This window comes from Pseudomonas rhodesiae, assembly GCF_013285305.1.
In the GTDB taxonomy this organism is placed as follows: Bacteria; Pseudomonadota; Gammaproteobacteria; order Pseudomonadales; family Pseudomonadaceae; genus Aquipseudomonas; species Aquipseudomonas rhodesiae.
Genome location: NZ_CP054205.1, coordinates 3489089 through 3511695 on the forward strand (window position 1 = coordinate 3489089; position 22607 = coordinate 3511695).

The following is a 22607-nucleotide window of genomic DNA, read 5'->3' on the forward strand; positions in this document are numbered from 1 at the left end:
ACCCGCTGCCATCGGGGGCAAGCCCCCTCCCACCTTTGGAACCCATCACTTATTAGATCATCGCCTTGGCAAGGAACGGCGCAGTCCGGCTCTTTTTGCTTTTGGCCACCTTCTGCGGCGTGCCGCAGGCCACTACGTTGCCGCCCAGATCACCGGCTCCCGGGCCGATATCGATCACCCAGTCGCTCTGGGCCACCACGCGCATTTCATGTTCCACCACAACCACCGTGTGCCCCGCGTCCACCAGTTGATTGAGCTGGCTGAGCAAGCGGTCGACGTCCCGTGGGTGCAGGCCGGTGGTGGGTTCATCCAATACATACAAGGTGGCGCCACGGGCATTGCGTTGCAGCTCGGTGGCCAATTTGATGCGCTGCGCTTCGCCGCCGGACAGCTCCGTCGCCGGTTGGCCAAGGCGCAGGTAACCCAGGCCGATATCCCGCAACACCTCCAGCGAACGCAGCACGCCCGGCTGTTCGGCAAACACCTCCACCGCCTGGTTCACCGTCAGCCCCAGCACCTGGGCGATGTTCATGCCTTGCCACTTCACCGCCAGGGTTTCGGGGTTGTAGCGCGCGCCATGGCAGGTTGGGCACGGTGCGTAGACGCTGGGCATAAACAGCAACTCGACGCTGACAAAGCCCTCGCCCTCGCAGTTGGGGCAGCGGCCCTTGGCGACGTTGAACGAGAATTGCCCGGCATCGTAGCCGCGCTTCTTCGCTGCTGGCGTGGCGGCAAACAGTTTGCGCACGTTGTCGAACAGCCCGGTGTAGGTTGCCAGATTGGAACGCGGCGTGCGGCCGATGGGTTTCTGATCCACCTGCACCAAACGCCGGATATGTTCCAGCCCAGCGCCGATACGTCCGCCGCTGGCTTGCGGCGCGTCATCTTCCAGGCTTGGTTCGTCGTCAGTTTCCACCACGCGCCCAAGGCCACTGCCCACCAGTTCGAGCAGCGCCTGGCTGACCAGGCTGGACTTGCCTGAACCGGAAACCCCGGTGACGGCGGTAAAGCAGCCCAGCGGAAAATCCACCTGCAACTCTTTGAGGTTATTGCGCGTTACGCCCTCCAGCGTCAGCCAGGCGCTGGGCTCACGACGCGCGGCAGTGGCCGGGCGCGGTGCGGCGAACAGGTACTCGCGGGTCTGCGACGCCTGCACCTCGGCCAGGCCGGCGGGCGGCCCGCTGTACAGCACTTGCCCACCCTGCTCGCCGGCAGCCGGGCCGACGTCGATCAGCCAATCGGCGCGGCGCATGGTTTCCAGGTCGTGCTCGACTACAAACAACGAATTGCCCGCCGCCTTCAACCGCTCCAGCGCGGTAAACAAGGCTTCGCCATCGGCCGGATGCAGGCCGGCCGATGGTTCGTCCAACACATAAATCACCCCAAACAATTGCGAGCCCAACTGAGTGGCCAGGCGCAAACGCTGCAATTCGCCTGACGACAAAGTCGGCGTGCTGCGTTCCAGGGACAGGTAGCCCAAACCCAGTTCGATCAGCGTATTAACGCGTTCCAGCAGGTCCTCAGCAATACGCTGCGCCGCCAGACGCTTTTCCACCGACAGTTTCATGCGGTCTTCGCCCGCCGCCACCGGTCGCAGCAACTCGGCCAGCTGCGTCAACGACAGCTGGGACAACTCGCCGATGTCCACCCCGGCAAATTTCACCGACAACGCCGCTCGGGTCAGGCGTTTGCCCTCGCACAGCGGGCAAGGGCTGCCCTGCATAAACTGCGAGACGCGCTTTTTCATCAGCGCGCTCTGAGTGTGGCTGAAGGTGTGCAGGATATAGCGCCGCGCACCGCTGAACGTGCCTTGGTAACTGGGTTCCAACTTGCGCTTGAGCGCCTCGCGGGTCTGCTCCGGGGTGAAACCGGCATACACCGGCACCGTCGGGGTTTCTTCGGTGAAGAGAATCCAATCGCGCTGTTTTTTCGGCAGGTCGCGCCACGGGATATCCACGTCATAGCCCAGCGTCACCAGGATGTCGCGCAGGTTCTGGCCCTGCCACGCCAACGGCCAGGACGCCACCGCGCGCTGGCGGATGCTCAGGGACGGATCGGGCACCATCAGCGCCTCCGTCACCTCATATACGCGGCCCAGCCCATGGCACTGCGGGCACGCGCCCTGGGGCAGGTTCGGCGAGAAATCCTCGGCATACAGCATGGCCTGCCCTGCCGGGTATTGACCGGCGCGGGAGTACAGCATGCGAATCAGGCTCGACAAGGTGGTCACGCTGCCCACCGATGAGCGCGCGCTCGGCGTGCCGCGCTGCTGTTGCAGGGCCACCGCCGGCGGCAGGCCTTCGATGCTGTCCACATCCGGCACGCCCACCTGATCGATCAAGCGCCGCGCATACGGCGCCACCGATTCGAAATAGCGACGCTGAGCCTCGGCATACACCGTAGAAAACGCCAGGGACGATTTGCCCGAGCCGGACACGCCAGTGAACACCACCAGGGCATCGCGCGGGATGTCCACATCGACGTTGCGCAAGTTGTGTTCGCGAGCGCCGCGCACGCGCACAAAGCCAGCGGCCTGGGCCGTGAGCGGCGGGAGGTTGCGTTGTGAGGTCATGGTCAACCTTATCGAGCGGTGAGCACGCTGCGCACCCGTTGCGTCAAGGCTTCGGGGCTGTAGGGCTTACTCAGCAGATGAATGTCGGGGGTCAGAAGATGGTTGTTGGAGAGGATGTCGCGGGTGTGGCCGGAGGTGAACAGTACCGGCACCGGCGGAATCTGCTCCCGCGCCCACTCGGCCAGGTCGGTGCTTTTGACCCGGCCCGGCATCACCACATCGGTGAAAATCAGCTCCGGTTGCAGGCCCGCTTGCAGCTGGCGCATGGCCTGGTCGCCATCTTCGGCGGTGAGCACGGTGTAGCCCGATTGTTCGAGCACCTCCACCACGGTCAGGCGCACGCCCTCGTTGTCTTCCACCACCAGGATGGTTTCCCGGCCACACTCAGAGACCACCGGCTCGGCCGGCACCTCCAGGCACTCCTCGCCGAGGCTGCGCGGAAAATACAGCTGCACCACGGTGCCCTTGCCTTCTTCGCTGCACACATCCACATGGCCGCCACTCTGACGCACAAAGCCGAACACCATACTCAGGCCCAGGCCCGTGCCGTGGCCATCACGCTTGGTGGTGAAGAAGGGTTCGAACACTTTGGACTGGATGGCCGGCGACATGCCCACCCCGGTATCGGCCACGGACAGACGCACGTACTCGCCGGGGTTGACGCTTTTGCCCACGCAATCGTCGGGGTTGAGGATGATGTTTTCGCCGCTGATGCGAATCACACCCTCGCCTTTCATGGCGTCCCGGGCATTGATCGCCAGGTTGAGCAAGGCGTTTTCCAACTGGTGCCGGTCGACGTGGATGCACCAGGGGTCGCGGGGCAATTGCACGTCGATATGAATGGTTTCGCCCAAGGCGCGTTGCAGCAGTTCACCCAGGGTTTCGTAAATACGCAGCGGGTTGTACACCGCTGGCGACAGCGGCTGGCGCCGAGCAAACGCCAGCAATTGGGCCGACAGCTTGGCGCCACGGTCCACGGCGGCAATCGCGGCGCTGACCCGGCGTTGCACATGCTCATTGTGCGGCTCATGCCGCGCCAGCAAATGCAGGTTGCCGGAGATCACTTGCAGCAGGTTGTTGAAGTCATGGGCCACGCCGCCGGTGAGGCCGCCAATGGCTTCCAGTTTTTGCGACTGGCGCAACTGGTCCTCAGCGGCGGAACGCGCCTGCACTTCGGCGGCCACCCGCTGTTCCAGGTTGTGCGTGAGTTCTTGGCGCACCTGCTCGGACTTCACCAGTTCGGTGGTCTCCACCACAATCGCCAACACCCCGGCCGGTTGCTGGTCATCGCCGGCGACGGGGCTGTAGTACAGATCCAGCCACACGGTCTCCGGCAGGCCGTTGCGCAACAGCACCAGGTCTTTATTGTTGAACGATAAGGTGCCGCCAGCCAGGCAGGTGTCCACCACATGCCGATTGAAATCCGCCACTTCCGGCCAACCCAGCTCCACCGGCGTGCCCAATAGATAAGGGTGACGTCCACCGGCAAAAGCCGAGTAACTGTCGTTGTAAATCATGTAGCCCGCTCGCCCCCACAGCATCACCATCGGCACCGGAGACGCCAGCATCATTTGCACGGTGCAGGCCAGGCTGGTGGACCATCGATCGATCGGTCCAAGGTCGGTGGTTGACCAGTCGAATGCGCGAATACGCTGGGCCATTTCACCGGCCCAACCTTCACAGCCGTGTGGGTTGGATAAAAATTGCATCATTCGGCTCTGCGCAGAGAAAGGACGGTCGCAACAGTTGGAGCGCACCGGGGGCGGATCGTTTCATTTGCATACGTTAGGGGCAATTCGCCGCATATGCTACTGGGCTCAACGAAAATCCCGGCTGCGCACATCCATGCCATCGAGCAAGGCGGACAGATCGGTCAGCCGCCCGGCGATCAGGTGCCGCACCTCGCCTACCGCTTCCCAGCGGCCATCGACTTTAAGCAGGCGCGAGCCGACCAGAGCCAGGCGCTGACGTTCGGCAAGGTCGCGCCAGACCACCACGTTCAGGTTGCCGAACTCATCTTCCAGGGTCACGAAGGTCACCCCGCTCGCAGTGCCGGGCCGTTGTCGCCCGGTAACCAGCCCGGCAACGCTGACATTGCGCCCATGCTCCACCGCCATCAGCTCGCGGGAGCTGCGGCAGCGTCGTTGACGCAACTCGGCGCGCAGCAGCGCCAGTGGATGCGGGCCGAGGGTGGTGCCCAGGGTGGCATAGTCGGCGTGCAGGTCTTCGCTGACCGTGGGCGCCGGTAATACCACCGCGTCTTCGTCGGGGCTGGGCAGGCCGGCAAACAATCCCAGTTGCTTGTGCACGCCGGCCACCTCCCAGCGTGCGCGGTGGCGATTGCCGGCCAGGGCACGCAAGGCGCCGGCATCAGCGAGCAGGGCCTGGGCTCGGGAGTCCAGCGCGGCGCGACGGTCCAGGTCGGCGATGTCGCTGAATATTTGCTGCCGGCGCGCCGCTTCGATGCGCCGGGCATCCTCTTCACGAAACCCCGAGATCAGGCGCAAGCCCATGCGAATCGCCGGTTGCGCGCCGTCGATGGGCTCCAGGCTGCAATCCCAGTCGCTGGCCTGCACATCCACCGGGCGGATCTGCAAGCGATGGCGCCGCGCGTCCTGCAGGATCTGGTCCGGGCTGTAGAACCCCATGGGCCAACTGTTGATCAGCGCGCACGCGAACGCCGCCGGTTCATGGCACTTGAGCCAGCAACTGGCGTAGGTCAGCAAGGCAAAACTGGCCGCATGGGACTCGGGGAAACCGTAGCTGCCAAACCCCTTGATCTGCTCGAAGATCTGCGCGGCGAATGCCTCGGTGTAGCCGTTTTTCAGCATGCCATCGCGCAACCGCTCGCGATGGGGTTCAAGGCCGCCGTGGCGTTTCCAGGCGGCCATGGAACGGCGCAACTGGTCGGCCTCGCCGGGGCTGTAGTCGGCGGCCACCATAGCGATCTGCATCACCTGCTCCTGGAACAGCGGGATGCCCAGGGTGCGTTGCAACACGGTTTTCAGTTCGGGCGACGGGTAAGTCGTCGGTTCTTCATGGTTACGCCGCCGCAGGTACGGATGCACCATGCCGCCCTGGATCGGCCCGGGCCGCACAATGGCGACCTCGATTACCAGGTCATAAAAGACCTTGGGCCTGAGCCTTGGCAGCATGGCCATCTGCGCCCGCGACTCGATCTGGAACACGCCAATGGTGTCGGCCTTGCTGATCATGGCGTAGGTGGCCGGGTCGTCCTTGGGAATGCTGGCCAGCGACAGGTCGCGACCGCGATGCTGGCGCAGCAAATCGAAGCAACGGCGGATCGCACTGAGCATGCCCAGGGCAAGGATATCCACTTTGAGCAGGCCCACCGCGTCAAGGTCGTCCTTGTCCCACTGGATAATCGTACGCTCGGCCATGGCAGCGTTTTCCACCGGCACCAGGGTGTCCAGCGGGTACTCGGAAATCACGAACCCACCGGGGTGCTGGGACAGATGCCGAGGGAAGCCGATCAGTTGCTGGGTCAGGGTCAGCACCCGATGCAGGATCGGCGTATGCGGGTCGAAGCCTGCTTCGCGCAGGCGCTCCAGGGGCGGTGCGTCGTCACTCCAGCGCCCGCAGCAATCGGCCAGGGCGTTGATCTGATCCGGCGGCAACCCCAAGGCCTTGGCCACGTCACGCACCGCGCCGGCAGCGTGATAAGTGCTGACCACCGCGGTCAGCGCCGCGCGGTGGCGGCCGTAGCGCTGGAATACGTATTGCAGCACTTCTTCGCGGCGTTCGTGTTCGAAGTCCACATCGATATCCGGCGGCTCGTTGCGCTCCTTGGATAAAAACCGCTCGAACAACAGGTTGGTCAGGCTCGGGTCGATCTCGGTGATGCCCAGGGCAAAGCACACCGCCGAATTGGCCGCCGAGCCACGGCCCTGGCACAGGATCGAACGGCTGCGGGCGAAGCGCACAATGTCATGCACCGTGAGGAAATAGCTTTCGTAGCCCAGATCGCTGATCAGCCCCAATTCGTGGTCGATTTGCATTGACGTCTTGGCCTCAACGCCGTGGGGCCAGCGCCGCGCCATGCCTTCTTCGGTGACGGCGCGCAGCCAGGTTTTAGCGGTATGCCCCTCGGGCACCAATTCACGCGGGTAGTGATAGCGCAACTGGCCGAGGTCGAAGGTGCAACGGCGCGCGATGGCCAGGCTTTCGTCGAGCAGCGCTTGCGGGTACAGCGCGCCGAGGGCGTCAAGGCTGCGCAAGTGCCGCTCGCCGTTGGGGTGCAGGCGCGTGCCGGCCTCAGCCACGCTGACGTGATGGCGGATGGCAGTCATGGTGTCTTGCAAAGCGCGGCGCCCACGTACGTGCATATGCACATCGCCACAAGCCACCGCTGGTATTTGCAGGCTGGCGGCCAGGCTCAGGCGTTGCTGCAAGTGGCGCGCATCGTCCTGCCCGCAATGCAGATGCACCGCCAACCACAGGCGTTCGGCGAAGGTCTCGCGCAGCCATTGGATCGACGCCTGGGTGTCATCGTCAGCCGCCACCCACAACGCCAGCAGGCCGGGCATCGGTTGATCAAAATCGTCTTGCAGCAGGCGATAACGGCCCTTTTCGGCGCGGCGGCGGGCCACGGTGATCAGCCGGCACAGGTGCTGGTAGCCGCTGAGGTCTTGCACCAGCAGCACCAGTTTCGGGCCGTTTTCCAGGCGCACTTCGCTGCCGATGATCAGCGGCAGTTCCACCGCCTTGGCCGCCTGCCAGGCGCGCACGATGCCCGCCAGGCTGCACTCATCGGTGATTGCCAAGGCGCTGTAGCCTTGGGCCTTGGCCCGTTCGAACAACTCCAGGGCACTGGATGCACCGCGCTGAAAACTGAAGTTGGACAGGCAATGCAGCTCGGCGTAGCTCATGCAAACCAGCCTTGCAGCCACAAGCCATCGCTCTGCCCCACGTTGCGGAAAGCCCAGCCGCGTTGGCCGGTGCGGGTCTGCACCAAGTAATAATCGCGACGGATATCGGCGCCGTCCCACCAGCCGGATTCGATACGCTCCGGGCCCATCAGGATATGCACGCCCTGCTCGGCCAATGGGCTCGGTTGCGGCAGCAGCCAGCCGGGGCGCTGCACCTTGTTCAAGCCTTGGCAGGCACGCGGGTCCGCTGCCGCTTGCCAGGCACACTCCGGGCGATGATCGGCATGAAAGCGCAGGCCCTGCACAGCGTCATCCCCCAGGCGCGCGCGCAGGCGTTCGCGCAATTGCTCCCAGGGCAGGGTTTGTTGCGGGCGCTCGTCGAACAGGTCCTGACGCTGCGGCACAAACACCGGCAGGTCTTCGGCCAGCAGGCGAAGGCTGCGCACCGGGGCGCTGACTTGCACCTGCTCCAGGCGCCCGCGCGCCAGTTCGAACAGCATGCCCGGTTCGCGCTCGGCACTGAGCAGGCCGACTTTGATCACGCTGTCGGCAGCCTGGGCATGTTCCAGATGCAGATCGAAACGCTGCACGCCACTGTCGCGACCGCAGAGGAATGCGGACAGATCGGCGGTCAAACGGCGCAAAGGGAATAGCAGCGCCTGATGGGAATGCACGTCGAAGTTCAGTTCGATGCGCACGTCAAACCGGTCGGGTGGCTGGTAGAAGTCCAGAGCCAACGGGCGCTGGCCGCTCAAGGCATCCAGGTGCTGGAGCAGACCGGCGTCAAACCGCCGCGCCAGGGTGTGCCGAGGCAAGGCCTGCACGTGGGCCAGGGTACGCAGGCCCATGCGCGATAACGCGGTAGCCGCCTGCGGCTCCAGGCCGGCGCGGTCGATGGGCAACGGGGCCAGGGCCTGCTGTAAAGCGGAGTCATCGGCCACGGCCAGACCATCATAGAGATTGGCCAACACCCGCGCCGCCGCCGGGTTGGGTGCGGCGACAATGCGGTGGCGAAAGCCCAATTCAGTCAACTCCTTGCGCAGGCGCGCTTCGAACAGCGGCCAGGGCCCGAACAGCCCCAGGCTCGATTCGATTTCAAACAACAAGGCGCGGGGGTAATACACGCTGACCTGAGAACTGAAACGGTAGGCCCAGGCCGCCAGGAATTGCTGCCAACGCTCAATTTGCACGGGGTCGTATTCGGCGCTGGCAAAGGTCTTGACCAGCGCATGTGCCGCCGTCAGGGACTGGCCAGGCCGTAAGCCCAACGCACGCGCGGCGGCATTGACGGTTTGCAGGACGCGCCGCTGCGGCGTACCGGCGAGCAGCGCCAAGGGCGCATCCGGCTCGGGGTGCAGGCGCTGCACCCCGTCCAGCGCCAATTGCGGGAAGACAATACACACCCAGCGCATGGCAAGCTCAGTGCCCGGCCAACGCAATCGGCGCCGGATGGGCCAGCCCGCCGCGACACTTGAGCACGCGCACCTGGGCGGGCCTGGCCTCGACGGCCAGGCGCAACGCGGCAGGCGATGGGTTGATGGCTTCACTCAGGGCACGCCAGGCAAAAGCCAGGGTCTGGCCGGTTTCGGCCGCCACCTGCAAGCGGCGCAAGGCACGGTCATCGGCCTTGTGCGGCCAGCACAACACGGCGCCGCAACTGCCGGAACGCAGGCACTGTTCCACAGCCCACAGCACGTCGCGCTCCTCGGCCTGCACCAATGAGAGCTGACGCACGTCCACCCCGGCGTTCTGCCAGGCATGGGGGTACGGCGTGTAGGGCGGCGCCACCAGCACAATGCGCTCCCCCGCCGCCGATAAGCGCGCCAGGGTCGGCAGCACCAGTTGCAATTCGCCCACGCCGTCCTTGGCCATCAGGATTTCACTCAAGGCCGACGCCGGCCAACCGCCGCTGGGCAGCACCGCATCCAGCGCCGCCAGCCCGGTGGGATGCAGGCTGGCCGGTGGCGCGGCGGGCCGGCCCTTCCAGACGCGGCCACCATTGAACAGCGCGTCCAGGGCAACCACGGCGCCCATCAGCCTTGCCTCACCAGGCCGCAGAACACCCCTTCGATGGCCAGGTCCTGGTCGGGGCCCACCACAATGGGTTGGTACGCGGGGTTGCGGGGCAGCAGACGCACCGTGTCGGCGTTGCGTTCAAAACGTTTGATGGTGACTTCGCCGTCCAGGCGCGCCACCACGATCTGCCCATTCAAAGCCTCGGCACTGCGCCGCACGCCCACCAGGTCGCCGTCAAGGATGCCGTCTTCGATCATCGAGTCGCCCTGCACCCGCAGCAAGTAATCCGGGATTTTCGCGAAGGTAGCCGGGTCCAGTTGCAGGCGGCTGTGCACCTCGGCATCGGCGCCAATCGGCAGACCGGCGGCCACACGGCCAAGCACAGGCACATCCAGCCATTCGGGTCGCGCCGGCTGATTGAGCAGGCGAATACCACGGGCCTGGTTGGGGTTGACCTCGATAAAACCGGCTTCGGTCAGTGCCAGCACATGCTTGCGCGCCACGCTGCGCGAGGCAAAACCGAACGCCTCAGCGATCTCGGCGAGGCTGGGGGGCTGGCCTTGCTGCGCGATGCGGTCGCGGATAAAGGTCAGGATGGCGGTACGGCGGGGGGTCAGGGTCGTCATGGGGTACATTTGTACTCCTGTGGGAAATTTCTGACAATAGCCGTCAGTCGGGGTTGTGTTGAACCAGCGATAAGTCGATCAAGCAGGTAAGGGAATAGTCCGCAGCGGTCGCACCGACTTGTAGGAGAAGCTCGAATAGATCTCTTTGACGCACGGCAACGTCTGTAGCACCTCGCGGGCAAATTCGCCGAACGACTCCAGATCCTTGGCCACCACCTCCAGCAAGAAGTCATAGCGCCCCGACACGTTATGGCAGGCCACGATTTCCGGAATATCCAGCAGCCGCTGTTCAAAAGCGCGGGCAATCTCCTGGGTGTGACTCTCCATCATGATGCTGACAAATGCCGTCACCCCATACCCCAGCGCCTTGGGCGACAGGATCGCCTGGTAACCGCTGATTACCCCGCTTTCCTCCAGGTTTCGTACCCGGCGCCAGCATGGCGAGGTGGTTAGCGACACACGCTCGGCCAGTTCGGCCACCGTGAGACGGGCATTGCTTTGCAGGGCGTTTAACAAGGCTTTATCGGTACGATCGAGGTGAGTGGGCATAGCGTGCCTCTAAACGTTATTTTTATTGGCTTTTCATCCCCTGATACGGGATTTGGCAGCAAACTTGGCAAAGTTCGGCCGCGATTTCGAGCATAGCATTGTAGGAAACAAGGAGCGCCCGACATGCACAATAAACACAAGACATTCGGCTTTTCCACACGCGCCATCCATCACGGCTATGACCCCAAAGACCATCACGGCGCCCTGGTGCCGCCGATCTATTTGTCCGCCACCTTTGCCTTTCCCACGGCCGAATACGGCGCTGCCTGTTTCGCCGGTGAGGCCAACGGGCATTTCTATACGCGCATTTCCAACCCCACCCTCGCGCTGCTGGAATCGCGCATGGCCAGCCTGGAGAACGGCGAGGCGGCGGTGGCGTTCAGTTCCGGCATGGGCGCAATCGCCGCGACGTTCTGGACGCTGTTGCGGCCCGGCGATGAGGTGATCGTCAGCCAGACCCTTTACGGCTGCACCTTCGCCCTGCTGCACCACGGCATCGGTGAATTCGGCATCAAGGTGCGCCACGTCGACCTGACCGACCTGGCTGCGCTGCAGGCCGCGCTCAGCCCTGCCACGCGCATGATCTACTGCGAAACCCCGGCCAACCCCACCCTGCAACTGGTGGACATCGCCGCCGTGGCCGCCCTCGCCCACCAGCAGCCGAATGTGACCGTGGTGGTCGACAACACCTACTGCACTCCCTACCTGCAACGCCCCCTCGATCTCGGTGCCGACGTGGTGGTGCATTCGGCCACCAAGTACCTCAGCGGCCACGGCGATATCACCGCCGGCATTGCCGTGAGCAACCAGGCCCTGGCCCAGCGCATTCGCCTGCAAGGCCTCAAGGACTTGACCGGCGCAGTGATGTCGCCACAGGACGCGGCCTTGCTGATGCGCGGTCTCAAAACGCTGGCCCTGCGCATGGACCGCCATTGCAGTAATGCCCAAGCCGTGGCCGAAGCCTTGCAGACCCATCCCGCCGTCGAGCACGTTACCTACCCCGGCCTGCCGTCTTTCCCACAGTACGCGTTGGCAAAACGACAGATGGGTCAGGCCGGCGGCATGCTGGCCTTCGAGCTAAAAGGCGGCATCGACAGCGGCCGGCGCTTTATGAACGCCCTGCAATTGTTTACCCGCGCGGTCAGCCTGGGGGATGCCGAATCGCTGGCCCAACACCCGGCGAGCATGACCCATTCCACCTACACCCCGCAGGAACGCGCGCAGCACGGTATCAGCGAAGGTCTGGTGCGGTTGTCGGTCGGGTTGGAGGATGTGGCCGACCTGCTGGCGGATGTGCACCAGGCGTTGGCCAAGTGCATGCGCGTGGCGCCGCGTGCCAAGGCGATGGCGACCCACGCCGCGAGATAACGGCGCAGGCCTGACGCGGGGCGAGCCCGCCCATACAAGACATCACGTGGGCTTGAGCCGGACTCAAACCCTCGGTGCCATATGCTCGGCAATCCGCGCCCGTAACCAGCGCTCCGCAGGGTCATTGTCGTGCACCCCGCTCCAGACCATCGACAACTCTGCCGCATCAATCGCAAACGGCGGGTCCTCGGCGCGCAGGGTGGTGCCCTCGGTCAAGGCGCATGCCGCGTAGTCCGGCACAGTGGCGATGATCTGCGTGCCCGCCAGCAACGCCCGCAACCCGCTGAATTGCGGCACCGCCAGTACCACCCGCCGGGCGCGGCCGATGCGCGCCAGGTCCAGGTCGATATTGCCGCTCAAGTCCCCGGAAAACGACACCATTGCATGGGGGCGCTGGCAGTAATCATCCAGGCTCAGCGGCGCCACGCCGTCATCGCCGCGCAGCACTTTGCACGGAATATCCCGCAGCTTCTTGCGCTTGGCGTTCGCCGGCAATTCGGTGGTGTAGCTCACGCCTACGGAAATCTCGCCACTGGCCAGCAGCGACGACATCAACAGGTAATTGGCCCGGCGGACCACCACGATGATCCCCGGCGCTTCTTCGCGCAGTTGGCTAAGCAACGGCGGAAACAGGCCGAACTCGGCGTCATCGGACAAACCGATGCGGAACACCGCGCAGCTGGTGGATGGGTCGAAATCCTTGGCGCGGCTGACCGCGCCGGAAATGGTGTCCATGGCCGGTTGCAGCTCCTTGAGTATCGCCACTGCCCGTGGCGTGGGCTCCATGCCCCGGCCGTTGCGCAGCAGCAACGGGTCGTCGAACAGATCGCGCAAACGCCCCAGCGCTGCGCTTACCGCCGGTTGGCCCATAAACAGTTTTTCAGCGACTCGGGTCAGGTTCTTTTCGAACATCAAGGCTTCGAAAATCACCAGCAGGTTCATGTCGACGCGGCGCAGGTCGTTGCGGTTCATGGCGCTATCCAGACGGTTATCAGGCCGCCAGCTAAGCACGTAGCAGCGGCATCGGGATTGCACGCCTGTGCTGTCTTTTTCGCCAGGAAAAACCGCCTCACCTGGCAAAATTAACAACGATTAACTCGTCAGGCACAGGCACCGGCGCCAAGAATGCAGCCGTCTACACTGCATCCATTCACCGGGAACGCTCCCATCGACTGCGGATACCTGTCATGGCCCGACTTGAGTACTGTGCGCCTCGCTTGCCCGCCACTGGCGGCCTGTGCCCTCGGCGCGAACGCATCGCCAAACAACTGATCCTGGCCAACCTCGGCGAAAGCCTGACCATCGCCGAGCTGGCCCAGGCCTGCGCCCTGTCGCGCAGCCATTTTTCTCGCGCTTTCAAGTGCAGCACCGGGCTGTCGCCCCAGGAATGGATCCGCCAACAGCGCATCCAGCGTGCCAAGGAGCTGATCACCACGTCCTCCCTGAGCCTCACGCAGATCAGCCTGGAGTGCGGGTTCTGCGACCAGGCGCACTTCTGCCACATGTTTACCCGCAGTGAAGGGGTCAACCCAATGACCTGGCGAAATCACCAACTGCGTCACAAGCCCCATGTGATCGCCGCCTAGTGATCCAGACACGCCTGGCCTATGCTGGCCGCCTACCGTTCCCAGAGCATGGCCACCCATGAACGACCTCCGCGATCAGGCCGTGCAGTTCGGCCCCTACCGTATCCACCCGCGCCAACGCCTGGTGCTGGAGGCCGGTCGGCCGCTACGCCTGGGGCGGCGCGCGGTGGATATTCTGCTGATCCTGCTGGAGCAGGCCGGCAACGTGGTGAGCAAGCAGGAGCTGATCGCGCGGGTGTGGCCGACAAGCGTGGTGGAGGACGGCAACCTGCGGGTGCATATGGCGGCGTTGCGTAAAGCGTTGGGCGATGGCCAGGCCGGGCAGCGCTATATCGTCACCGTGGCCCAGCGCGGCTACAGTTTTGTTGCGCCATTGAGCATCGAACCGATGAGCCTACCCAGCGACGGTGCGCCTCAACGCCCGTGCCACAACCTGCCCCTGCGCCGCACTCGCATGATCGGGCGCCAGGCCTTGATAGACCGCCTGGTGCAACAACTGCCCACGCAACGCTTTATCACCCTGACCGGCGCCGGCGGCATCGGTAAAACCACCGTCGCCCTGCGGGTGGCGGAATTGCTGATCGGCCACTACCGCGACGGCATTCACCTGCTGGACCTGGCGCCGCTGAGCACGCCGTCGATGATCCTGCCCAACCTCGCCGCCCTGCTCGACCTGGCGCCGGGCGAACAAGGGCCGCTGGTGGCTTTCGCGCGCAGCTTGCAGGAGCGCCAGTTGCTGCTGGTGATCGACAACTGCGAACACCTGCTGGACGACATCGCACTGATCAGCGAAACCTTGCTGCGCCACGCGCCCCACCTGCACATCCTGGCCACCAGTCGCGAAGCGTTGCGCGCCGAGGGCGAGTCGGTGCAACGCCTGGAGCCGCTGGCCTGCCCACCCGCCTCCGGCAACCGTGCCCAGGCCCTGGGTTACCCGGCCTTGCAACTGTTGATCGAGCGGGCCATGGCCCATCAGGACAGCTTTGAACTGAGCGACACCGAGCTGCCCCTGGCCATCGATATCTGCCAGCGCCTCGATGGAATTCCCCTGGCCATTGAGCTGGCGGCGGCGCAGATCGAGCGTTTCGGCCTGTCGGGATTGCTGGCGCAAATCAACGATAACGTGCGCCTGCTCAACCGTGGCCAGCGCAGTGACCTGCCCCGTCATCAGACCCTGCGCGCAACCCTGGACTGGAGCTTCAACCTGCTCAGTGCCGGCGAGCAAATCTGCCTGCGCCGTCTAGCGGTGTTTCGCGACGGCTTCAGCCTGGCCAGCGCAACGGCGGTGATTGCCGGCGCAGCGCTCGCCCCGGCCGAAGTGCCCGGCTCGATCAGCCAACTGGTGGGCAAATCCCTGCTGAACGTAGAACCCAGCGATGACGATATGGTGTATCGCCTGCTGGACATCACCCGCACCTACACCCTGGAAAAACTCAGCCTCGCCGGCGAGCTGGACGCCACCCGCGAACGTCACGCGGCGCGTTGCCTGGCGCTGATGGAACAGGCACAGGCCGATTGGTCGCTACTCGCGACCCAGCCGTGGATCGACCGCTACGCCCCGCTGCGCGAAGACATCCGCGCGGCGCTGGACTGGGGCCTTGGCACGGGCGGTGCGTCGGCGCTGGCGATCAAGTTGACGGTCAGCGCCATGCCGCTGTGGCAGGAACTGTCGCTGCTGCGCGAACACGCTTTGTACGTGGGCAAGGCCCTGGCCCTGATGGACAAGGCCCAAGCGCCCTGCCCGCGCCTGGCGATGCAGCTGCAACTGGCCTTGGGCAGCCTGGTTTATCACGCAGTCGGCGGCGCGGTCCAGAGCGGCACGGCATTCGCCGAAGCCGCGCGCCTGGCCGAGCGGAGCCAGGACCTGGGCGGCCAGTTGCGCGCGATCTCCGGGCAAATGGCGGTCGACCTCTGTGGCGGGCGCTATGACCAGGCGCGGGCGCAGAGCGTGCAGTTCGATCGCCTCGATCCGCGCACCGATCCGCTGCTGGGCTTGAGCAATCAGCGCCTGCAGGTGCTGGCCCAGCATTTTACCGGCGACCAGGTCCTGGCCCGCCAGAATGCCGAACAGCTGATCCAGCGCATGGCCCACAGCGGCCACTTGAACCGGTTCGCCCACGGCATCGGCATACAGTACGACCAGAATGTTGCTTCATTGACCGTCCTGGCGCGCATCCTATGGCTGCAGGGTTACCCCGAGCGCGCCTGGCGCACCGCCAGCCAGGCATTGGAACTGGCCGTGCAGGTCAACCACGGCACCTCGATCTGCTACACCCTGGCCCTGGCCGGCGTGGTGATCGCACGCTACAACGGCGACCAGACGGCAGCGCAGCGCCTGCAAGCGCTATTGCTGGAACAGTCGCATAAACATGGGGTGCACTTGTTCCAGACCTGGGCCGGGCATTACGCCGGCATCATGGAACGCAGCGACCTGCAAGGTCTGGGGCTGATCGAAGACATTCTGGTCACGCTCGGCGCCTGCCCGGTCGATGCACAGAACGCCGCGCGTGCACGCACGGGGGCCGCCGGTTGGTGCGCGCCGGAACTATTGCGGGTAACCGCCGAGCAGATGTTGGGCCAGGGCGATACGTTGGCCGCCGAACCCCTGCTGCGCGAAGCCCTCGACCTGGCCAAAACCCAAGGCGCCCTGGCCTGGGAACTGCGCAGCGCCGCATCGATGGCACGGTTGTGGCAAAGCCTGGGCCGCGCGGATGCCGCCCGCGACCTGCTCAAAGGCGTGTACGAACGATTTAGCGAAGGGTTCGCAACGCCGGATCTAGTCGACGCTCGCCGCCTGCTCGACCAGTTGCAGGACAAACGGCCGGCCTGAACCCAGCCCCAGGTAATGCCCATAGCCCTGCTGCAAACGTTGCACTTGCCGTGGGTCGCGCAACTGCATCAGGGCATAGCCGCGCAGGCAATTGAGCAGGCGGTAACGCGGCAATCCGGGGCCAGGCTCCACGCTGAGCAGCGAGACATTCACCAAGCGTGTCAGCAGGTACGCCAGGTCGGCATGCTCCAGTTCGGTGCCGGCCACCAACGCGCTCAACGTCGGCAAGTTCACCGCGTGCTTGAACAGCCCCAATTGCAGGAACAACCAGCGCTCCGGCAGGCTCAGGCGCTGGTAGGTCCAATCCAGGGCTGCCGCGAGGGACTGATGCCGCTCAACCGCCGTGCGGCGTCCCCGAGTCAAGACCTGTAAGCCCTTGCACAGCTGCGCCTGCACACCACGCATGCCCAGCGCGTCGACCTGCGCCGCCGCCAGCTCCAGTGCCAGGGGAATGCCGTCGAGGCGCCGCACGATATCGCGCAGCGGCGCCAGATCCTGAAGGCGCAACGCAAAGCCTTGCTGACCGGCCCGCGCACGCGCCACGAACAGCTGCACCGCCGGGCAGGCCAACGCCTGTTCGACACTGGCCAGTGCCGCCGGTGCGGGCACCGCCAGGCGCGGCACGCGCAGCACCCATTCATCGGGAAGGTGCAGCGGTTCACGGCTGCTGATCAGCACGCTGACCCGGGGCGCCAGTTCACGCAATACGCGCAGCCACTGCCGGCACGCGACCAATAGCAGGTCAACGCCGTCGAGCACCAACAGCAACTGGCGCGACGCCAAGTGCCGTCCCAGCTCATGGGCGCTGCTCCCGGCTTGCAGCTGCAGCACCGCGGCCACCTGCTCCAGCATCGCCTTCGGCGTCTGCACCGTGGCCAGGTCGACCCACCATACGCCGTCGCGATAGCGCGGCAAGACACGCTCGGCCAGGGCCAATGCCAGGGTGCTCTTACCCACCCCGGCGCAACCTGTGAGGGTCATCAGGCGTTGGCCGGACAGGCGCCGCACCAGCACGCCTAATACTTCGTCACGGCCTATCACCGGCGTCAGCCGAGCAACCAGGTTATGGCACGGCGTCGCCACCGAAGGCAGTGCGCCGTGCACCGGTGCCGCGAAGCAATAGCCGCGATGAGGATCATTGAGGATGTAGCGTTGCCCATCGAACGCCCGGCGCAACGCGGCGATGTGCACACGCAGGTTATTCTCTTCCACCACGCTGCACGGCCAGACGCGCTCGATCAAGGTCGCCTTGTCGATGAATTGTCCCGGCGCTTCGAGCAGCACCGCGAGGATGTCCAGCGCGCGCCCGCCAAGCGGCACCGGCCAACCCGCCTTACTGACCAGGCGTTGCTGGCGGTGAAAGACATAAGCACCGAAGCGCAGTGTGCCATCAGCGTCCATCGACTGAGGGTTGTTCATGTCTTGTCATCGCGCTGAAACACCCGTTCTTGGGCGTTCGCGCATCCTTTTCCATGGGCTTGGCGTTATCTTGCCAGTTGGCAATGACAGGACAATGCTGGCACAGGGAGCGATACGGACAATCCGGTGCGCTAGACGGACATGGTGTCGTTAACTGAACTGTTGTCGGTACTGGGTCGGGGTCAGGCCGAGTTTTTCACTGAAGAGAAAGCGCATATGCCGCACGCTGCCGAAACCGGCGTGGAACGCCACGGTCTTGAGCGGCAGCTCGGTGGTTTCCAATAAGTGCCGCGCGCGGTCGATGCGCGCACCTTGCAGAAAGGCCATGGGCGTCATCTGCACATCCTTGGCGAACAACCGCGCAAAGTGGCGCGCGCTCATATCAACCAGAGCGGCCATGGATTCGACGGTGAAGGACTGTTCAAGATTGGCCAGAACATGGTTCTGCACTCGGGTGATCGGGGTTTCCTGGGGCGCCACGGCCGAGGTCATCGGGCTGAACTGAGCCTGGCCGCCCTGACGCTTCATCACCACCAGCAGCACCTTGGCCACTTCCACCGCCACCTGTTTGCCGTGGTCCTGAGCCACCACCGACAACGCCAGGTCGATGCCCGCGGTGACCCCGCCGGAAGTGATCAGGCGCCCGTCCTGCAAGTAGATGCGATCGGTCTCCACGATAGCCTTGGGGAACGCCTTGATCAGTCGCTCGGTGTAGTGCCAGTGAGTGGTGACGCGATGACCGTCCAGCAGCCCGGCGTACCCCAGCACAAAGGCGCCGGTGCAGATCGAACCGAAGCGCCGCGCCCGTGGCACCGCCGCCCTGAGCCACGGCAGCAACGCCGGGTGGCACTCGTTGTAGGCGCCAGGGCCGCCGGGCACCAGCAACAGGTCATAAGCGTCCTGGGCCTGCTCCAGCAACAGGTCGGCCTGCACCATCACCCCATTGGAGGCGCGCAACGGGCCGGGCTCGGTGCCCAGGGTGAGGATTCGATAATGCTGCGCAGGGGGCAGGTAGCGATTGGCAATGGAGAACACTTCGAGCGGCCCGGCCATGTCGAGCAGGAGGAAGTCCGGGAACAGCGCCATGGCCACGGTTTTCATTGTGCGGAGGATCCATAGAGAAGAAGGCGGCGCTCATTATTGCACGCTCGAAACTGTCAACCGCAAGTGGACAGTTATTCAGTTTTCATCTTCTTAATGAATTAAAAGACAACCAGTAACCTTCTTCTCAACGCCAGCGCACTGCATGTCGCAGACCGCGCTCACTTGAGGACAAAGACCATGCTGACCCTACGCAAAGCTTCCGAACGCGGCGCCGCCAATCATGGTTGGTTGAAGTCGTTCCACACCTTCTCGTTCGCCAACTACTGGAACCCCGCCGAGCAGGGTTTTTCCGACCTGCTGGTGATCAACGATGACCGCGTCGCCGCCGGCAAAGGCTTCGGCCAGCACCCGCACCGCGATATGGAGATTTTCTCCTATGTGCTCGAAGGCGCCCTGGAACACAAGGACACCCTGGGCACCGGCTCGGTGATCCGCCCCGGCGATGTGCAACTGATGAGCGCCGGCAGCGGCGTGGCCCACAGCGAGTTCAACCACAGCCAGACCCGAGGCGTGCACTTCCTGCAGATCTGGATCGTGCCCTCGGTGGCCGGCGCAGAGCCGCGCTATCAGCAAGAGCACTTCAGCGAAGCGCAGAAACGCGGACGCTTGCAGTTGATCATCTCGCCGGACGGCGCCGACGGTTCCCTCAGCGTGCGCCAGGACGCACGGGTCTACGCTGGGCTGTTCAACGCCGAAGAAACCGCGACGCTGGACCTGCCACCGGAGCGGCATGTGTACATCCATGTGGCTCGCGGCAGCGTTGAGGTCAACGGCCAGCGCCTGGAAGAAGGCGACGGCGCCCGGGTGCGGGATGAGCGCCAGATTCGCCTGAGCCACGGCAAGGATGCCGAGGTGTTGGTGTTCGACCTGCGCCCTCAGGAACTGCCACAGATGCCATGACCGACCACGCGGTGGCCCGGAAAACCGGGCCATCGCTGGCGTCGATAGTCACCATCAGCCCAATGAAGTTCTCTTAAAAAAAGCAACGCGTAACATCCAACCCATACACAGCAACACCCCCAACTTAATGACTCGGAGCACACACTCATGAAACGCCAACTCTTGCTTAGCCTTGCTTTCTCGGTACTCGCTGCCAATGCATTCGCTCACCCCGTGGTCGCCGAAGGCGGCGCGGATCGCCTGATGGAAAACCGTGTCGCCGAAGGTGGCGCCGATCGTTTACAGGAACGTGGCCTGGCTGAAGGCGGCGCGGATCGTTTGCTGGAACGCGCTCTGGCCGAAGGCGGTGCGGATCGTTTGCAGGAACGCGCTCTGGCCGAAGGCGGTGCGGATCGCTTGCAGGAACGTGCTCTGGCCGAAGGCGGTGCGGATCGCTTGCAGGAACGTGCTCTGGCTGAAGGCGGTGCGGACCGTTTGCAGGAACGTGGCCTGGTCGAAGGCGGTGCGGATCGTTTGCAGGAACGTGCTCTGGCCGAAGGCGGTGCTGACCGTCTGCTGGACAACCACGCTTAACCCCTCGCTGTTTGCGAGGCACCCCAAACCGGCCTGATCAGCCGGTTTTTTTTCGCCTGGAGTTGCGCTCAATTCACCCAATTGCACGATTTGCCTGAAATCAGTCATTTGCGGACCTACCCCAGCCCTCGTCTGCTTATTAAAGTGCCGTTTTTGATCATGGCTCGGATGGACTGATGAATCTGTGGTTTCGCTTGCTGTATATGCTGTGCCGTCGCCCGTGGCGCACACCTGCCCATGGCCTGGCCACTACGGTGGTGCGGATGCGCGTCTGGCCTCTGGACTTGGACATCAACCGGCATGTCACCAATGGTCGTTATTTCACCCTGGCGGACGTAGCGCGCATGGATTTCGTACTGCGCACCGGCGCCTTTCGCGTCGCCCTGCGGCATAAGGCATTGCCGATCGTGGGCGATACCTGGGGTAAATTCCGTCGCGAATTGAAACTGTTCGAAGCGTTCGAAGTGCACACCCGCATGCTCGGCTGGGACCATAAGTGGAGCCTGATGGAACATCGTTTCGTCAGTCGCGGTCGCGTGGTTGGGGTGGTGGTAATGCGCGGGCTATTCCGCTCGGCCAAAGGCACCTTGCCGCCGAGTGAGTTTGTTCGGGAACTGGAGCTGGAAGAAGCTTCGCCACCGATGCCGCAGTGGCTGCTGGACTGGGCACACAGCTGCGACGAGATGAGTGCGCAACTGCGTACTGAAGAGCAAATCGCCTAGGCATATTTTCGTGACCGGAACGCCGTCAAAACTGTGGGAGGGGGCTTGCCCCCGATGGGGCCTGCTCAGTCGATACCTGCGCGCCTGACCCACCGCTATCGGGGGCAAGCCCCTCCCACCCTGGTTACCACTGGCCTTTGGATGGGTGTAACACCTGACGACCGAGCCGGGGACCACTGTGCTCAAGTCAACGCCATCAAACCTGTGGGAGGGGGCTTGCCCCCGATGGGGCCTGCTCAGTCGATACCTGTGTTGCTGACCCACCGCCATCGGGGGCAAGCCCCCTCCCACCCTGGTTACCGCTGGCCTTTGGATCGGTGTAAAACCTGGCGACCGAGCCGGGGACCACTGTGTTCAAGTCAACGCCGTCAAACCTGTGGAGGGGGCTTGCCCCCGATGGGGCCTGCTCAGTCGATACCTGCGCGCCTGACCCTCCGCTATCGGGGGCAAGCCCCCTCCCACCTTGGTTACCACTGGCCTTTGGATGGGTGTAAACCCTGACGACCGAGCCGGGGGCCACTGCGCTCAAGTCAACGCCGTCAAACCTGTGGGAGGGGGCTTGCCCCCGATGGGGCCTGCTCAGTCGATACCTGTGTTGCTGACCCACTGCTATCGGGGGCAAGCCCCCTCCCACCTTGGTTACCACTGGCTTTTGGATGGGTGTAAACCCTGGCGATCGAGCCGGGGACCACTGTGTTCAAGTCAACGCCGTCAAACCTGTGGGAGGGGGCTTGCCCCCGATGGGGCCTGCTCAGTCGATACCTGGGTTGCTGACCCACCGCCATCGGGGGCAAGCCCCCTCCCACCCTGGTTACCGCTGGCCTTCGGATGGGTGTAAACCCTGGCGACCGAGCCGGGGGCCACTGTGCTCAAGTCAACGCCGTCAAAACTGTGGGAGGGGGCTCGCCCCCGATGGGGCCTGCTCAGTCGATACCTGCGCGCCTGACCCTCCGCTATCGGGGGCAAGCCCCCTCCCACCTTGGTTACCGCTGGTCTTTGGATGGTTGTAAAACCTGGCGACCGAGCCGGGGTCCAGTGTGCTCAAGTCAACGCCATCAAAACCTGTGGGAGGGGGCTTGCCCCCGATGGGGCCTGCTCAGTCGATACCTGGGTTGCTGACCCACCGCTATCGGGGGCAAGCCCCCTCCCACCTTGGTTACCACTGGCTTTTGGATGGGTGTAAACCCTGGCGATCGAGCCGGGGGCCACTGTGCTCAAGTCAACGCCGTCAAAACTGTGGGAGGGGGCTTGCCCCCGATGGGGCCCCCTCAGTCGATACCTGTGTTGCTGACCCACTGCTATCGGGGGCAAGCCCCCTCCCACCTTGGTTACCGCTGGTCTTTGGATGGATGTAAAACCGGGCGACCGAGCCGGGGGCCACTGTGCTCAAGTCAACGCCGTCAAACCTGTGGGAGGGGGCTTGCCCCCGATGGGGCCTGCTCAGTCGATACCT

The 22607-nt window shown here is 64.3% G+C and carries 16 protein-coding genes; 6 read left to right on the forward strand and 10 right to left on the reverse strand.

What is annotated here, in order from left to right; translation table 11 throughout:
* Positions 1-52 precede the first annotated feature (52 nt).
* From uvrA to HRH33_RS15675, 7 genes are all read right to left on the reverse strand, one after another.
* A complete protein-coding gene (uvrA, locus tag HRH33_RS15645) occupies positions 53-2572 on the reverse strand; it encodes an excinuclease ABC subunit UvrA (RefSeq protein WP_173603521.1) in 2520 nt (839 codons plus the stop codon).
* Positions 2573-2580: 8 nt separating this feature from the next.
* Entirely contained in the window at positions 2581-4281 is a 1701-nt protein-coding gene (locus HRH33_RS15650; RefSeq protein ID WP_167417670.1) for an ATP-binding protein, read from the reverse strand.
* Positions 4282-4389: 108 nt separating this feature from the next.
* A complete protein-coding gene (locus tag HRH33_RS15655) occupies positions 4390-7461 on the reverse strand; it encodes an error-prone DNA polymerase (RefSeq protein ID WP_167417669.1) in 3072 nt (1023 codons plus the stop codon).
* Positions 7458-8873, reverse strand: a complete 1416-nt coding sequence (locus HRH33_RS15660) for a Y-family DNA polymerase (RefSeq protein WP_034098355.1) — start codon at positions 8871-8873, stop codon at positions 7458-7460. The genes HRH33_RS15655 and HRH33_RS15660 overlap by 4 nt, the downstream gene beginning before the upstream one ends.
* 7 nt (positions 8874-8880) lie before the next feature.
* A complete protein-coding gene (imuA, locus tag HRH33_RS15665; RefSeq protein ID WP_034113993.1) occupies positions 8881-9495 on the reverse strand; it encodes a translesion DNA synthesis-associated protein ImuA in 615 nt (204 codons plus the stop codon).
* A complete protein-coding gene (lexA, locus tag HRH33_RS15670; RefSeq protein ID WP_167417668.1) occupies positions 9495-10112 on the reverse strand; it encodes a transcriptional repressor LexA in 618 nt (205 codons plus the stop codon). Before lexA ends, imuA begins: the two co-directional genes overlap by 1 nt.
* A 69-nt stretch (positions 10113-10181) precedes the next feature.
* Positions 10182-10652, reverse strand: coding sequence for an Lrp/AsnC family transcriptional regulator (locus tag HRH33_RS15675; RefSeq protein WP_034098361.1), 471 nt, complete (start codon positions 10650-10652; stop codon positions 10182-10184).
* A gap of 123 nt (positions 10653-10775) precedes the next feature.
* On the opposite strand from HRH33_RS15675, the gene HRH33_RS15680 reads away from it, so the two are divergent.
* Positions 10776-12020 carry a methionine gamma-lyase gene (locus tag HRH33_RS15680; protein ID WP_040268572.1) on the forward strand — a complete coding sequence of 415 codons (1245 nt, stop codon included), beginning with the start codon at positions 10776-10778 and terminating at the stop codon, positions 12018-12020.
* Between the two features lie 63 nt (positions 12021-12083).
* Here HRH33_RS15680 and HRH33_RS15685 read toward each other — a convergent pair whose 3' ends face one another.
* Positions 12084-12992 carry a LysR family transcriptional regulator gene (locus tag HRH33_RS15685; protein WP_034113998.1) on the reverse strand — a complete coding sequence of 303 codons (909 nt, stop codon included), beginning with the start codon at positions 12990-12992 and terminating at the stop codon, positions 12084-12086.
* A 215-nt stretch (positions 12993-13207) separates the two neighbouring features.
* Between HRH33_RS15685 and HRH33_RS15690 the strand changes: the two genes are divergently transcribed.
* The gene (locus HRH33_RS15690) at positions 13208-13606 is read left to right on the forward strand and encodes a helix-turn-helix domain-containing protein (RefSeq protein WP_034098366.1); all 399 of its coding nucleotides are present in this window, start codon (positions 13208-13210) and stop codon (positions 13604-13606) included.
* A gap of 58 nt (positions 13607-13664) precedes the next feature.
* Entirely contained in the window at positions 13665-16436 is a 2772-nt protein-coding gene (locus HRH33_RS15695; protein ID WP_167417667.1) for an ATP-binding protein, read from the forward strand.
* Here HRH33_RS15695 and HRH33_RS15700 read toward each other — a convergent pair.
* Complete coding sequence (locus HRH33_RS15700) at positions 16383-17855, reverse strand: ATP-binding protein (protein WP_167417666.1); 1473 nt, start codon at positions 17853-17855, stop codon at positions 16383-16385. The two genes, HRH33_RS15695 and HRH33_RS15700, sit on opposite strands and share 54 nt — an antisense overlap.
* A 150-nt stretch (positions 17856-18005) precedes the next feature.
* Entirely contained in the window at positions 18006-18956 is a 951-nt protein-coding gene (locus tag HRH33_RS15705) for a GlxA family transcriptional regulator (protein ID WP_167417665.1), read from the reverse strand.
* A gap of 180 nt (positions 18957-19136) precedes the next feature.
* On the opposite strand from HRH33_RS15705, the gene HRH33_RS15710 reads away from it, so the two are divergent.
* From HRH33_RS15710 to HRH33_RS15720, 3 genes are all read left to right on the forward strand, one after another.
* Entirely contained in the window at positions 19137-19859 is a 723-nt protein-coding gene (locus HRH33_RS15710) for a pirin family protein (protein WP_167417664.1), read from the forward strand.
* 147 nt (positions 19860-20006) lie between these two features.
* Entirely contained in the window at positions 20007-20432 is a 426-nt protein-coding gene (locus HRH33_RS15715) for a hypothetical protein (RefSeq protein ID WP_167417663.1), read from the forward strand.
* 176 nt (positions 20433-20608) lie between these two features.
* The gene (locus tag HRH33_RS15720; protein WP_167417662.1) at positions 20609-21154 is read left to right on the forward strand and encodes an acyl-CoA thioesterase; all 546 of its coding nucleotides are present in this window, start codon (positions 20609-20611) and stop codon (positions 21152-21154) included.
* Positions 21155-22607 lie beyond the last annotated feature (1453 nt).

Coding starts and splice junctions, on each gene's coding strand:
- uvrA (WP_173603521.1), bottom strand. CDS start 2,572: ATGACCTCACAACGCAACCTCCCGCCGCTCACGGCCCAGGCCGCTGGC.
- HRH33_RS15650 (WP_167417670.1), bottom strand. CDS start 4,281: ATGCAATTTTTATCCAACCCACACGGCTGTGAAGGTTGGGCCGGTGAA.
- HRH33_RS15655 (WP_167417669.1), bottom strand. CDS start 7,461: ATGAGCTACGCCGAGCTGCATTGCCTGTCCAACTTCAGTTTTCAGCGC.
- HRH33_RS15660 (WP_034098355.1), bottom strand. CDS start 8,873: ATGCGCTGGGTGTGTATTGTCTTCCCGCAATTGGCGCTGGACGGGGTG.
- imuA (WP_034113993.1), bottom strand. CDS start 9,495: ATGGGCGCCGTGGTTGCCCTGGACGCGCTGTTCAATGGTGGCCGCGTC.
- lexA (WP_167417668.1), bottom strand. CDS start 10,112: ATGTACCCCATGACGACCCTGACCCCCCGCCGTACCGCCATCCTGACC.
- HRH33_RS15675 (WP_034098361.1), bottom strand. CDS start 10,652: ATGCCCACTCACCTCGATCGTACCGATAAAGCCTTGTTAAACGCCCTG.
- HRH33_RS15680 (WP_040268572.1), top strand. CDS start 10,776: ATGCACAATAAACACAAGACATTCGGCTTTTCCACACGCGCCATCCAT.
- HRH33_RS15685 (WP_034113998.1), bottom strand. CDS start 12,992: ATGAACCGCAACGACCTGCGCCGCGTCGACATGAACCTGCTGGTGATT.
- HRH33_RS15690 (WP_034098366.1), top strand. CDS start 13,208: ATGGCCCGACTTGAGTACTGTGCGCCTCGCTTGCCCGCCACTGGCGGC.
- HRH33_RS15695 (WP_167417667.1), top strand. CDS start 13,665: ATGAACGACCTCCGCGATCAGGCCGTGCAGTTCGGCCCCTACCGTATC.
- HRH33_RS15700 (WP_167417666.1), bottom strand. CDS start 17,855: ATGAACAACCCTCAGTCGATGGACGCTGATGGCACACTGCGCTTCGGT.
- HRH33_RS15705 (WP_167417665.1), bottom strand. CDS start 18,956: ATGAAAACCGTGGCCATGGCGCTGTTCCCGGACTTCCTCCTGCTCGAC.
- HRH33_RS15710 (WP_167417664.1), top strand. CDS start 19,137: ATGCTGACCCTACGCAAAGCTTCCGAACGCGGCGCCGCCAATCATGGT.
- HRH33_RS15715 (WP_167417663.1), top strand. CDS start 20,007: ATGAAACGCCAACTCTTGCTTAGCCTTGCTTTCTCGGTACTCGCTGCC.
- HRH33_RS15720 (WP_167417662.1), top strand. CDS start 20,609: ATGAATCTGTGGTTTCGCTTGCTGTATATGCTGTGCCGTCGCCCGTGG.